Origin of the sequence: Salmonella sp. 741265116_PST (assembly GCF_046567715.1) — a bacterium.
In the GTDB taxonomy this organism is placed as follows: domain Bacteria; phylum Pseudomonadota; class Gammaproteobacteria; order Enterobacterales; family Enterobacteriaceae; genus Salmonella; species Salmonella enterica.
Genome location: NZ_JBKFPH010000006.1, coordinates 111,176 through 124,509 on the forward strand (window position 1 = coordinate 111,176; position 13,334 = coordinate 124,509).

At 54.3% G+C, this 13,334-nt stretch carries 5 protein-coding genes; 4 read left to right on the forward strand and 1 reads right to left on the reverse strand.

Going from position 1 to position 13,334, the window contains the following annotated elements:
• Window positions 1-10 precede the first annotated feature (10 nt).
• The 4 genes from recC (at window position 11) to recD (ending at window position 11,818) form a co-directional block, all read left to right on the forward strand.
• The gene (gene recC, locus ACLD11_RS06480) at window positions 11-3,382 is read left to right on the forward strand and encodes an exodeoxyribonuclease V subunit gamma (protein WP_411014694.1); all 3,372 of its coding nucleotides are present in this window, start codon (window positions 11-13) and stop codon (window positions 3,380-3,382) included.
• Between the two features lie 177 nt (window positions 3,383-3,559).
• Window positions 3,560-6,448, forward strand: coding sequence for a pitrilysin (ptrA, locus tag ACLD11_RS06485; RefSeq protein WP_411011941.1), 2,889 nt, complete (start codon window positions 3,560-3,562; stop codon window positions 6,446-6,448).
• Complete coding sequence (gene recB / locus ACLD11_RS06490) at window positions 6,441-9,986, forward strand: exodeoxyribonuclease V subunit beta (protein WP_411011942.1); 3,546 nt, start codon at window positions 6,441-6,443, stop codon at window positions 9,984-9,986. Before ptrA ends, recB begins: the two co-directional genes overlap by 8 nt.
• Window positions 9,983-11,818, forward strand: coding sequence for an exodeoxyribonuclease V subunit alpha (gene recD / locus ACLD11_RS06495; protein WP_411011943.1), 1,836 nt, complete (start codon window positions 9,983-9,985; stop codon window positions 11,816-11,818). Before recB ends, recD begins: the two co-directional genes overlap by 4 nt.
• A 102-nt stretch (window positions 11,819-11,920) precedes the next feature.
• Here recD and argA read toward each other — a convergent pair whose 3' ends face one another.
• Window positions 11,921-13,252: an amino-acid N-acetyltransferase gene (argA, locus tag ACLD11_RS06500; RefSeq protein ID WP_183058809.1), complete on the reverse strand. Its 1,332-nt coding sequence runs from the start codon at window positions 13,250-13,252 to the stop codon at window positions 11,921-11,923.
• Between the last annotated feature and the right edge of the window lie 82 nt (window positions 13,253-13,334).

Sequence of the window (13,334 nt, forward strand, 5' to 3'; positions counted from 1 at the left end):
AGGAGTAATTATGTTAAGGGTCTACCACTCCAATCGTCTGGATGTGCTGGAAGCGTTGATGGAATTCATCGTCGAACGCGAGCGGCTGGATGAACCCTTTGAACCAGAAATGATTCTGGTACAAAGCACGGGTATGGCGCAGTGGCTGCAGATGACCCTTTCACAAAAGTTTGGTATTGCGGCGAATATCGCTTTTCCGTTACCGGCGAGTTTTATCTGGGAGATGTTTGTCCGCGTGTTGCCGGATATCCCCAAAGAAAGCGCTTTCAGCAAACAAAGCATGAGCTGGAAACTGATGACCTTGCTGCCGCAGTTGCTGGATAAGGATGAGTTTGTACTGCTGCGCCATTATCTGACCGACGACACCGATAAACGCAAACTCTTTCAGCTTTCCGCGCGCGCCGCCGACCTGTTCGATCAGTATCTGGTTTATCGGCCTGACTGGCTTACGCAGTGGGAAGCGGGAAAAACCGTGGAAGGTCTGGGGGAGGCGCAAAACTGGCAGGCGCCGCTGTGGAAAGCATTGGTGGAATATACCGCCGCGCTGGGGCAGCCGCGCTGGCATCGCGCCAATCTCTACCAACGCTTTATTCAAACGCTGGAGAGCGCGACCGCCTGCCCGCCAGGGTTGCCGTCCCGCGTTTTTATTTGCGGCATTTCCGCGTTACCGCCAGTGTATCTCAGAGCATTGCAGGCGCTGGGTAAACATATTGAAATCCATCTCCTTTTTACTAATCCGTGTCGGTATTACTGGGGGGATATTAAAGACCCAGCCTGGCTGGCAAAACTCATGGCTCGCCAGCGTCGTCACAGTTTTGAAGACCGTCATTTACCGCTGTTCCGCGAAAATCAGAATCCGGAAGCCTTATTTAACAGCGACGGCGAACAGGATATCGGTAATCCGCTACTGGCCTCATGGGGAAAACTGGGGCGGGATTATATCTACCTGCTATCTGAACTGGAAAACAGCCAGGAGCTGGATGCGTTTGTTGATATTACGCCAGATAATCTTTTGCATCGGATTCAGGCGGATATTCTTGAACTGGAAAGCCATGCGGTGGCGGGCGTAAATCTTGAGGAGTATTCGCGCAGCGACAATAAGCGTCTGCTCGATCCCAAGGATAACAGCCTCTCTTTTCACGTTTGTCACAGCCCGCAGCGCGAGGTGGAAATACTGCACGATCGCCTGCTGGCGATGCTGGAAGCCGATCCGACGCTAACGCCGCGCGACATTATCGTTATGGTGGCTGATATTGACAGCTATAGCCCGTTTATCCAGGCGGTATTTGGTAGCGCGCCAACGGAGCGCTATCTGCCTTATGCCATTTCCGATCGGCGGGCGCGTCAGTCACATCCGGTGTTACAGGCATTTATCAGCTTACTTTCGTTACCGGACAGCCGCTTTGTCTCCGAGGATGTTCTGGCGTTGTTAGACGTACCGGTATTGGCTGCCCGCTTTACGATCAACGAAGAAGGGCTGCGTTATTTGCGCTTGTGGGTCAATGAGTCAGGTATTCGCTGGGGAATTGACGATGACAACGTGCGCGAGCTGGAACTTCCTGCCACGGGGCAGCATACATGGCAATTTGGCCTGACGCGTATGCTGCTGGGGTATGCGATGGAAAGCGCCCAGGGCGAGTGGCAGTCGGTTCTGCCTTATGACGAATCCAGCGGTCTGATTGCTGAGCTGGTCGGGCATCTGGCTTCTCTGCTGATGCAGCTTAATATCTGGCGGCGCGGTCTGGCGCAGGAGCGACCGCTGGAAGAGTGGTTGCCCGTTTGTCGCGATATGCTCAATGATTTCTTCCTGCCCGATGCGGACACGGAAGCGGCAATGACATTGATTGAACAGCAGTGGCAGGCCATTATCGCCGAAGGCGTCGCGGCGGAATATGGCGACGCGGTACCGATTTCGCTACTGCGGGATGAACTGGCGCAGCGTCTGGATCAGGAACGTATTAGCCAGCGTTTCCTGGCGGGCCCCATCAATATTTGTACGCTGATGCCGATGCGTTCCATTCCGTTCAGAGTCGTTTGCCTGCTGGGAATGAACGACGGCGTATACCCGCGCCAGCTTGCGCCGTTGGGTTTTGACCTGATGAGCCAAAAACCCATGCGCGGGGATCGTAGCCGTCGCGACGATGACCGCTACCTGTTTCTGGAAGCGTTAATCTCGGCGCAGCAGACGCTGTATATCAGCTACATCGGTCGCTCCATCCAGGATAATAGCGAACGCTTTCCCTCTGTACTGGTGCAAGAATTGGTGGATTACATCGGGCAAAGCCACTATTTGCCGGGCGACGAAACGCTGACCTGTGATGAGAGCGAAGCACGAGTTAAAGCGCATATTACGCGTCTGCATACCCGTATGCCTTTTGATGCGCAAAATTACCAACCCGGCGAACAGCAAAGTTATGCCAGAGAGTGGTTGCCTGCGGCGAGTCAGTCGGGGAAAGCGCATTCTGACTTTGTGCAGCCGCTTCCTTTTACGATGCCGGAAACATTGACTCTGGAAAGTCTGCAGCGTTTTTGGGCCCATCCGGTACGCGCATTTTTTCAGATGCGGCTTCAGGTTAATTTCCGCTCGGAAGAGAGTGAGATTCCTGATGCGGAACCGTTTGAATTAGAGGGGTTGACGCGATATCAACTTAACCAACAGTTGCTCAATACGCTGGTTGAAGAAGACGACGCCGAACGCTTGTTCCGCCGTTTCCGGGCTGCGGGAGAGTTGCCTTACGGCGCGTTTGGCGAAATATTCTGGGATGCGCAATGTCAGGAGATGCAGCAACTGGCAAGCCGGGTTATCGCCTGCCGTAAGCCGAGCCAAAGCCTGGAAGTGGATCTGCTTTGCAATGGCGTTCAGCTAACCGGCTGGCTACCGCAGGTACAGGAGGATGGATTATTGCGCTGGCGTCCCGCTTTAATCAGCGTTGCGCAAGGTGTGCAACTTTGGCTGGAACACCTTGTCTATTGTGCCAGCGGCGGGAGTGGTGAAAGTCGCCTGTTTTTGCGCAAAGAGGGAGAATGGCGATTTCCGCCTCTTGATAAAACGCAGGCAATGGCTTACCTGGCGCAACTGATTGAAGGCTACCGGGAAGGCATGTCTTCTCCGCTATTGGTACTGCCGGAAAGCGGCGGCGCATGGATAAAAGCCTGTTATGACGCTGAAAATGATGTCATGTTAGACGACGATGATACCTTACAGAAGGCCAGGACAAAGTTTTTACAGGCTTATGAAGGCAACATGATGGTGAGCGGCGAAGGCGAAGATATCTGGTATCAACGTCTTTGGCGTCAGCTGGAATCTGAAACGTTGCAGGCTATCATTGCGCAGTCCCGACATTACCTGTTACCGCTGTTTCGTTTTAATCAGTCTCGTTGATTGTATGAAAATCGCGCAATTAAAAGGCTTCGACTATGATGCGCTCTTCGTCACGGACTGATTACTGATAAAAAGATGCTGCCTGGTTCAGTACAATAATATCCCGTTCTGCTCAGGTCGATGGTTTATGTGGCCATACAGATGAGTGGGAATGAAAGTTAATGATGAGGTCCGTGAATGCCCCGCAGCACCTGGTTCAAAGCGTTATTGTTATTGGTCGCCCTCTGGGGGCCTGCAGTTCAGGCGGATATCGGTTGGCAACCGCTGCAAGAAACTATCCGTAAAAGCGATAAAGATACCCGGCAGTATCAGGCGATACGTCTTGATAATGACATGGTGGTGTTGCTGGTATCCGATCCGCAGGCTGTAAAGTCGCTTTCTGCGTTAGTGGTGCCCGTTGGAGCGCTTGAAGATCCTGAGACTCATCAGGGGCTTGCTCATTATCTTGAGCATATGTGCCTGATGGGGTCAAAAAAATATCCGCAGGCGGATAGCCTTGCCGAATATCTTAAAAGACATGGTGGTAGCCACAACGCCAGCACCGCGCCTTATCGAACAGCCTTCTATCTGGAGGTTGAAAACGACGCGCTTCCAGGCGCCGTAGATCGCCTGGCCGACGCCATTGCCGCGCCATTGCTCGATAAAAAATACGCCGAACGCGAACGAAACGCGGTGAATGCCGAGCTGACGATGGCGCGCACCCGCGACGGTATGCGTATGGCGCAGGTAAGCGCCGAAACCATTAACCCGGCGCATCCAGGCTCGCACTTTTCTGGCGGCAATCTGGAAACGCTAAGCGATAAGCCGGGAAATCCGGTGCAACAGGCGTTGATCGCTTTTCATGAAAAATACTATTCAGCTAATCTGATGAAGGCGGTGATTTACAGTAATAAACCCTTGCCGGAACTGGCGCGTATTGCCGCCGCAACCTATGGTCGCGTGCCGAATAAACAGATTAAAAAACCGGAAATTACCGTACCTGTCATCACCGAGGCGCAGAAGGGCATCATTATTCATTACGTGCCGGCGCTACCGCGTAAAGTGCTGCGCGTGGAGTTTCGTATTGATAACAATAGCGCGCAGTTCCGCAGCAAGACCGATGAACTGGTCTCTTATCTGATTGGCAATCGTAGCCCAGGGACGCTCTCTGACTGGCTGCAAAAACAAGGACTGGTCGAAGGCATTAGCGCGGATTCCGATCCGATTGTTAATGGTAACAGCGGCGTATTTGCCATTTCGGCAACGCTGACCGATAAAGGTTTGGCCAATCGTGATGAAGTCATCGCAGCTATCTTTAGCTATCTCAACACGTTACGTGAAAAAGGGATAGATAAACGTTACTTTGACGAGCTGGCGCATGTGCTGGATCTCGACTTCCGCTATCCGTCGATTACCCGCGATATGGACTATGTCGAGTGGCTGGCGGACACTATGATCCGCGTCCCGGTAGCGCATACGCTGGATGCGGCGAATATCGCCGATCGTTACGATCCTGCCGCTATCAAAAATCGCCTGGCGATGATGACGCCGCAGAATGCGCGCATCTGGTACATCAGTCCCCAGGAACCCCATAATAAGATTGCGTATTTTGTGGATGCGCCTTATCAGGTCGATAAGATTAGCGAACAGACGTTTAAAAACTGGCAGCAAAAAGCACAGGGCATTGCGTTGTCGCTGCCGGAGTTAAACCCCTATATTCCTGATGATTTTACGCTTGTTAAGAATGACAAAAACTACGTACGGCCAGAACTGATTGTCGATAAAGCGGATTTGCGCGTGGTTTATGCGCCGAGTCGTTATTTCGCCAGCGAGCCAAAAGCCGACGTGAGCGTGGTATTGCGTAACCCGCAGGCGATGGACAGCGCCCGCAATCAGGTACTGTTCGCCCTTAATGATTATCTGGCGGGAATGGCGCTAGATCAGCTTAGCAACCAGGCGGCGGTGGGCGGCATTAGCTTTTCCACTAACGCCAACAATGGTCTGATGGTCACTGCGAACGGTTATACCCAGCGTTTGCCGCAGCTTTTCCTGGCGTTGCTGGAAGGATATTTTAGCTACGACGCCACGGAAGAACAGCTGGCGCAGGCGAAATCCTGGTATACGCAGATGATGGATTCTGCGGAGAAGGGAAAAGCCTACGAGCAGGCGATTATGCCGGTGCAGATGATTTCGCAGGTGCCTTATTTTTCCCGAGATGAACGTCGCGCTTTGCTGCCGTCCATTACGTTGAAAGAGGTGATGGCCTATCGTAATGCGTTAAAAACGGGCGCTCGTCCGGAATTTCTGGTTATAGGAAATATGAGCGAAGCCCAGGCGACCTCTCTGGCGCAAGATGTCCAAAAACAGCTCGCGGCGAACGGAACGGCGTGGTGTCGCAACAAAGACGTGGTGGTTGAGAAAAAGCAGTCCGTAATATTTGAAAAAGCGGGCAGTAGCACCGACTCCGCGTTAGCCGCGGTCTTTGTCCCGGTCGGCTACGACGAGTACGTCAGCGCCGCCTACAGCGCGATGTTAGGTCAGATTGTTCAACCGTGGTTTTACAATCAGCTACGAACCGAAGAGCAACTGGGATACGCCGTTTTCGCCTTTCCGATGAGCGTTGGCCGTCAGTGGGGAATGGGATTCCTGCTACAGAGCAACGATAAACAGCCCTCTTACCTGTGGCAACGCTATCAGGCATTTTTCCCTGACGCCGAGGCGAAGCTGAGGGCGATGAAGCCGGAAGAGTTCGCCCAAATTCAGCAGGCGATCATTACGCAAATGCGCCAGGCGCCGCAAACGTTGGGCGAAGAAGCATCCCGTTTAAGCAAGGATTTCGATCGGGGTAATATGCGCTTTGACTCGCGTGATAAAATCATCGCTCAGATAAAATTGCTGACGCCACAAAAGCTTGCCGACTTCTTCCACCAGGCGGTGGTGGAACCACAAGGTATGGCAATATTGTCACAGATTGCTGGTAGCCAGAATGGAAAAGCAGAATACGTGCATCCGACAGGCTGGAAAGTGTGGGATAACGTCAGCGCATTGCAGCAAACGTTACCTCTAATGAGCGAAAAGAATGAATGATGTCGCCGAGACTCTTGATCCGCTGCGCTTGCCCCTGACAGGCGAGCGTCTGATTGAAGCATCAGCGGGCACAGGCAAAACGTTTACTATCGCGGCGCTGTATCTGCGGTTATTGCTCGGTTTAGGCGGCAGTGCCGCATTTCCCCGCCCGTTGACCGTTGAAGAACTGCTGGTGGTAACCTTTACGGAGGCCGCCACTGAAGAGCTGCGTGGGCGAATCCGCAGTAATATCCATGAGTTGCGCATCGCCTGTCTGCGGGAAAGCACGGATAATCCGCTGTATGCCCGCTTGCTGGAAGAAATTAGCGACAAAAAGCAGGCCGCGCAGTGGTTATTACTGGCGGAACGACAAATGGACGAGGCCGCGGTCTTTACCATCCACGGTTTTTGCCAGCGTATGCTCAGCCTGAACGCTTTCGAATCCGGTATGTTGTTTGAGCAACAGCTTATTGAAGACGAATCTTTGTTGCGTTATCAGGCCTGCGCCGATTTCTGGCGGCGTCATTGCTATCCGCTGCCGCGCGACATCGCGCAGGTGGTGTTTGACGTATGGAAGGGGCCGAAGGCGCTCTTAAAGGATATCGATCGTTATCTGCAGGGCGAAGCGCCGGTCATTAAAGCGCCGCCATCGCAGGAGGAGACGCTGGCATCGCGTCATGAACAGATCCTGGCGCGCATCAACCAGGTGAAGCAGCAGTGGTGTGAGGCGGTTAGCGAGCTGGACGCGCTAATCGAATCATCCGGTATCGATCGCAGAAAATTCAACCGCGGCAATCAGGCGAAATGGATCGAAAAGATCACCGCGTGGGCGCAAGAAGAGACCAAAAATTATCAATTACCCGAGGCGTTGGGAAAATTTTCACAGCGTTTTTTAGCTGAGCGCACCAAAGCTGGCGGCGTGACCCCCCAGCACCCATTGTTTGTCGCCATTGATAACCTGTTGGGCGAACCGCTATCGATTAAAGATCTGGTTCTTACCCGAGCGCTCTCAGAGATCCGTGAAACGGTGGCTCAGGAAAAACGCCGGCGCGGCGAGCTGGGGTTTGACGATATGCTCAGCCGTTTAGATACCGCGCTGCGTAGTGAAAGCGGCGAGGCGCTGGCTACGGCGATTCGTACCCGTTTTCCGGTGGCGATGATCGATGAATTTCAGGATACCGACCCACAACAGTACCGTATTTTTCGCCGTATCTGGCGACATCAACCCGATACGGCGCTATTGCTGATTGGCGATCCTAAACAGGCGATTTATGCGTTTCGTGGCGCGGATATTTTTACCTACATGAAGGCCCGCAGCGAAGTGAGCGCGCACTATACGCTTGACACTAACTGGCGCTCCGCGCCGGGGATGGTGAATAGCGTTAACAAGCTGTTCAGTCAGATGAACGACGCCTTTATGTTCCGCGATATTCCCTTCAGTCCGGTAAAGTTTGCGCCCAGAAACCAGTCGCTGCAATTTAAAGTGAATGACGCGCCTCAACCGGCGATGACCCTGTGGCTAATGGAGGGGGAAAGCTGCGGTTCGGGCGATTATCAAAGTTATATGGCGCAGGTGTGCGCCACGCAAATTCGCGACTGGCTGCGTGCCGGGCAAACGGGCGACGCGCTGCTGACGAACGGCGATTCGTCGCGGCCCGTTCGTGCCTCGGATATCAGCGTGCTGGTGCGCAGCAGGCGGGAAGCCGCGCTGATACGGGATGCGCTGACCTTACTGGCGATCCCCTCCGTCTATCTTTCTAACCGCGACAGCGTATTCGAAACGCTCGAAGCGCAGGAAATGCTGTGGGTGTTGCAGGCGGTGATGGCGCCCGAACGTGAGAATACGCTGCGTAGCGCTCTGGCGACATCAATGATGGGCCTTACCGCGCTGGATATCGAAACGCTTAACAATGATGAAAATGCGTGGGATGCGGTTGTCGAAGAGTTTGATGGCTACCGACAGATTTGGCATAAACGCGGCGTGATGCCGATGCTGCGTGCGCTAATGTCGGCGCGCAATATTGCTGAAAACCTGCTGGCGACGGCGGGAGGCGAACGTCGGCTGACGGATATTCTGCATATTAGCGAACTGTTACAGGAAGCCGGTTCGCAGCTGGAAAGCGAACATGCCCTGGTGCGTTGGCTGGCGCAGCATATCCTTGAACCCGATAGCAATGCTTCCAGCCAGCAACTACGTCTGGAAAGCGATAAGCATCTGGTGCAAATCGTCACCATTCATAAATCGAAAGGTCTGGAATACCCGCTGGTCTGGTTACCTTTTATCACCCATTTCCGCGTGCAGGACCAGGCTTTTTATCACGACAGGCACTCCTACGAGGCGGTGCTGGACCTTAGTCACGCCGAAGAGAGCATAGCACTGGCGGAAGCCGAACGCCTGGCGGAAGACCTGCGCCTCCTTTATGTCGCGCTGACCCGTGCAGTGTGGCATTGCAGCCTCGGCGTCGCGCCGCTGGTACGGCGTCGCAGCGATAAGAAAGGCGAGACGGATGTGCACCAAAGCGCGCTTGGGCGACTCCTGCAAAAAGGCGAACTGATGGATGCCGCAGGCCTTCGCGCCTGTATTGAGGCGCTATGCGACGAGGATATCGTGTGTCGAACGCCAGGCAATACGGATAACGACCGCTGGCAAATTGCCGCTGCATCGCACGCGGAACTCAGCGCCAGAACGCTGCAACGCCTGCTTTATGATAGCTGGCGCGTCACCAGTTATTCCGGTTTGCAGCAGCGGGGACATAGCGTGGCGCAAGATCTTATTCCTCGTTTCGACATTGACGCCGCAGGCGTTGGCGAAGCGGCGGAAGCGCCGACAATGACGCCGCATCACTTTCCTCGCGGGGCATCGCCGGGAACATTTTTGCACAGCCTGTTTGAAGAGCTTGATTTTACTCAACCGATAGACCCCCAATGGGTACAGGAAAAACTGGAGCTGAGTGGTTTTGAGACGCGATGGGAGCCCGTACTTACCCGCTGGCTGGACACCGTGTTGCACGTTCCCCTTAACGAGACGGGCGTTAGTCTGAGCGTGCTGACCGAGCGTGAAAAACAGGTCGAAATGGAGTTTTATCTGCCGATTGCCCAGCCGCTTACCGCCGGAGAGCTGGATGCGTTGATTCGTCGATACGACCCGCTTTCAGCAGGTTGCCCTGCGCTGGATTTCATGCAGGTTCGCGGCATGTTAAAGGGCTTTATCGACCTGGTGTTCCGTTATGAGGGGCGCTATTACCTGCTCGACTATAAATCTAACTGGCTGGGCGAGGATAGCGCCGCTTATACCCAGACGGCGATGGCTGCGGCGATGCAGGCGCATCGCTATGATTTGCAGTACCAGCTTTATACGCTGGCATTGCACCGTTACCTTCGTCATCGAATAGCGAATTACGACTATGAACGCCATTTCGGCGGCGTCATCTATCTCTTTTTACGCGGGGTGGATAGCGAACGTCCGCAGCAGGGTATTTTTACCACTCGCCCTGCGGCGGCGTTAATTAACCAACTGGATGATATGTTTGCAGGTGAAATAAGTGAGGAGGCGCAATGACAATCCAGGAGCGGTTGCTGGAGGCCGTTGAACAAAAACTCTTACGGCCCATTGATGCCCAGTTTGCTTTAACCGTCGCCGGTAACGACGATCCCGCCGTGACGCTGGCGGCAGCGCTGCTTAGTCATGACGCAGGTGAAGGTCACGTGTGTCTGCCGTTATCGCGTTTAACGTTAACGGAGGAGGCGCATCCCTTACTGGTCGCCTGGATAAGCGAAACGGCTACGCCAATCGACTGGAAAAAGCGGTTACTGGCGTCTGCGGCGGTTAGCTGTGGCGATAGCCCCGCGCCGTTAATTCTGTGCGGCGATCGCCTCTACCTGAATCGCATGTGGTGCAACGAGCGTACGGTTGCGCGCTTTTTTAACGAGGTTAACCAGGCCATCGCCGTAGATGAAGATCAGTTATCCCGTATTCTGGACGCGCTATTCCCTCCGACAGACGAGGTGAACTGGCAAAAGGTGGCCGCCGCCGTAGCGCTAACTCGCCGTATCTCCGTGATTTCAGGCGGTCCCGGCACCGGTAAAACCACCACCGTCGCGAAGCTGCTGGCGGCATTAATTCAAATGGCGGATGGCGAACGTTGCCGTATCCGGCTGGCGGCGCCGACCGGGAAAGCGGCCGCACGCCTGACGGAGTCGCTCGGCGCGGCGTTGCGTCAGCTTCCACTTACCGATGCGCAGAAAAAGCGTATACCGGAGGACGCCAGTACGCTGCACCGACTGCTAGGTGCACAGCCCGGCAGCCAGCGATTACGCCATCATGCGGGCAACCCGCTGCATCTGGACGTGCTGGTGGTCGATGAAGCATCAATGATTGATTTGCCGATGATGTCACGTTTGATTGACGCTCTGCCGCCGCACGGGCGGGTCATTTTTCTTGGCGATCGCGATCAGTTGGCATCCGTTGAGGCGGGCGCTGTGTTGGGCGATATTTGCGCCTATGTCAACGCAGGGTTTACGGCGGAACGTGCCCGACAACTAAGTCGACTAACAGGGAGCGCCATTCCGGCGGGGGCCGGAAGGCAAGCCGCCTCTTTACGCGATAGCCTCTGTTTGTTGCAAAAGAGCTACCGTTTCGGCAGCGATTCTGGCATCGGCAAGCTGGCGGCGGCGATTAACTGCGGCGACAGGTCGGCAATCCAGGCTGTTTTTCAGCAGGGGTTTAGCGATATAGAGAAGCGTACATTGCAAAGCAGCGACGATTATGCCGGGATGCTGGATGAAGCGCTGGCGGGCTATGGTCGCTACCTGCGGTTGCTGCATGAGAAAGCGACGCCGGAGGCAATCCTTCAGGCTTTCAATGAGTATCAACTGCTTTGCGCGCTGCGCGAAGGCCCATTTGGCGTGAGGGGACTGAATGACCGCATTGAGCAGGCGATGGTGCAGCAACGAAAAATTCAGCGGCATCCGCATTCTCGCTGGTATGAAGGGCGTCCGGTAATGATTGCGCGCAACGATAGCGCGTTGGGGTTATTTAACGGCGATATTGGTATTGCGCTCGATCGCGGGCAGGGGTTACGCGTCTGGTTTGTGATGCCGGACGGCACGATCAAGTCCGTTCAGCCCAGCCGTCTGCCGGAACATGATACAACCTGGGCGATGACGGTACATAAATCACAGGGGTCTGAATTTGATCACGCCGCGCTGATTTTACCCAGCCAGCGTTCGCCGGTCGTGACGCGGGAGCTGGTGTATACCGCTGTTACGCGGGCGCGGCGGCGGTTATCGCTGTATGCCGATGAACGGATCCTGGCAGGCGCGATTGTGACGCGTACAGAACGGCGCAGCGGATTAGCCACCTTATTTGATGAAGTCAGTCGTACCGGATAAGACGAGTTCTCGCCGGATGGTGACGCGTAGCGTCTTATCCGGCCTCCAAATGATGCTTTCGAACGTAGGCCTGATAAGCGCAGCGCTATCAGGCCCTCCTTGTTATCCTAAATCCGCCATCAGCACCTTTGAACGTCGCTGATAGTTATACATTTTTTTCTTGCTCTCAGGCAGTAACTCAATATCGACAGGCGTGAAACCGCGCTCCTGGAACCAGTGAATACTGCGCGTCGTCAACACAAACAATTTACGCAGCCCCATTTGCCGCGCCTGGGTGGCAACCCGCTCCAGAAGCACTTCTCCACGCGATGAGCTGCGATAATCCGGATGTACCGCTACGCAGGCCATTTCGCCTATTTTCTCTTCCTCAAAAGGATACAGCGCCGCGCAGGCGATAGTCATATTATCGCGCTGAATAATGGTAAACTTATCGATCTCCATCTCCAGTTGTTCACGGGAACGGCGTACCAGAATGCCCTGCTGTTCCAGTGGGCGGATAAGCTCCAGAATACCGCCAATATCGTTGATGGTGGCGCGGCGGATCTGTTCGGCGCTCTCCATGACGATCTGCGTACCGATACCATCACGCGAGAACAATTCCTGTAATAGCGTGCCATCTTCCTGATAGCTGATCAGATGGCAACGACGAACGCCGCTACGACAGGCTTTTACCGCGCCGCGCAAAAAACGTACGGTTCCGGAGTTGTAATCGCCCTGCGCTTCCAACTCTTCCACCCGCGCCTGCGCTTCATTCGGGAAGAGTTCAGAAATGATGCCGCCCTCGCTATTGGTAACGCCCTGAGAAGAACAGAAACCGATCATTTTTTCCGCTTTCAATTTAACGGCGAGTTGAGTGGCAATCTCTTCTGAGGTCAGATTAAAACTTTCGCCGGTCACTGAGACGGCGACCGGCCCCATCAGAACGATCGCGCCGTTATCCAACTGGCGGTTGATCGCATCTTCATCAATGCGCCGGATACGGCCGCTATGACAGTAGTCCACGCCATCATCAACGCCCAGCGGCTGCGCAATGGTGAAATTGCCACTGACGACATTAATGTGCGCGCCCTGCAACGGCGTATTGTTCAGACTCATCGACAGACGGGCGGTAATATCAAGCTGGAGTAAACCGGCGGCCTGTTTCACCAGCTCCAGTGCTTTGGCGTCCGTCACCCGCGTGTTTTTGTGGTAAATCGGTTCATGATGATGCGCGGCCAGATTGGCGTCGATTTGCGGTCGCGCGCCATACACCACGACAAGGCGAATACCGAGGCTATGCAGTAGCCCGATATCGTTAACGATGCTGGAAAAATTGTCATGCTCAATGGCTTCGCCGCCGAGCATAATGACAAAGGTTTTTCCGCGATGGGTGTTGATATAGGGAACTGAATGGCGAAACCCTTCTACCAGTTCGGTTTTACGTTCCTTTATCATTGCGCGCCCCACTAGTGAATTATTATTCGAAATTAGTGTATTTTTATTCTGTTTTTGTCCTATGTGCAAGCGTAAATTTTAT

What these genes read in the sequence shown, in the direction of transcription:
- recC (WP_411014694.1), top strand. Translation starts at nt 11, where the DNA reads ATGTTAAGGGTCTACCACTCCAATCGTCTGGATGTGCTGGAAGCGTTG.
- ptrA (WP_411011941.1), top strand. Translation starts at nt 3,560, where the DNA reads ATGCCCCGCAGCACCTGGTTCAAAGCGTTATTGTTATTGGTCGCCCTC.
- recB (WP_411011942.1), top strand. Translation starts at nt 6,441, where the DNA reads ATGAATGATGTCGCCGAGACTCTTGATCCGCTGCGCTTGCCCCTGACA.
- recD (WP_411011943.1), top strand. Translation starts at nt 9,983, where the DNA reads ATGACAATCCAGGAGCGGTTGCTGGAGGCCGTTGAACAAAAACTCTTA.
- argA (WP_183058809.1), bottom strand. Translation starts at nt 13,252, where the DNA reads ATGATAAAGGAACGTAAAACCGAACTGGTAGAAGGGTTTCGCCATTCA.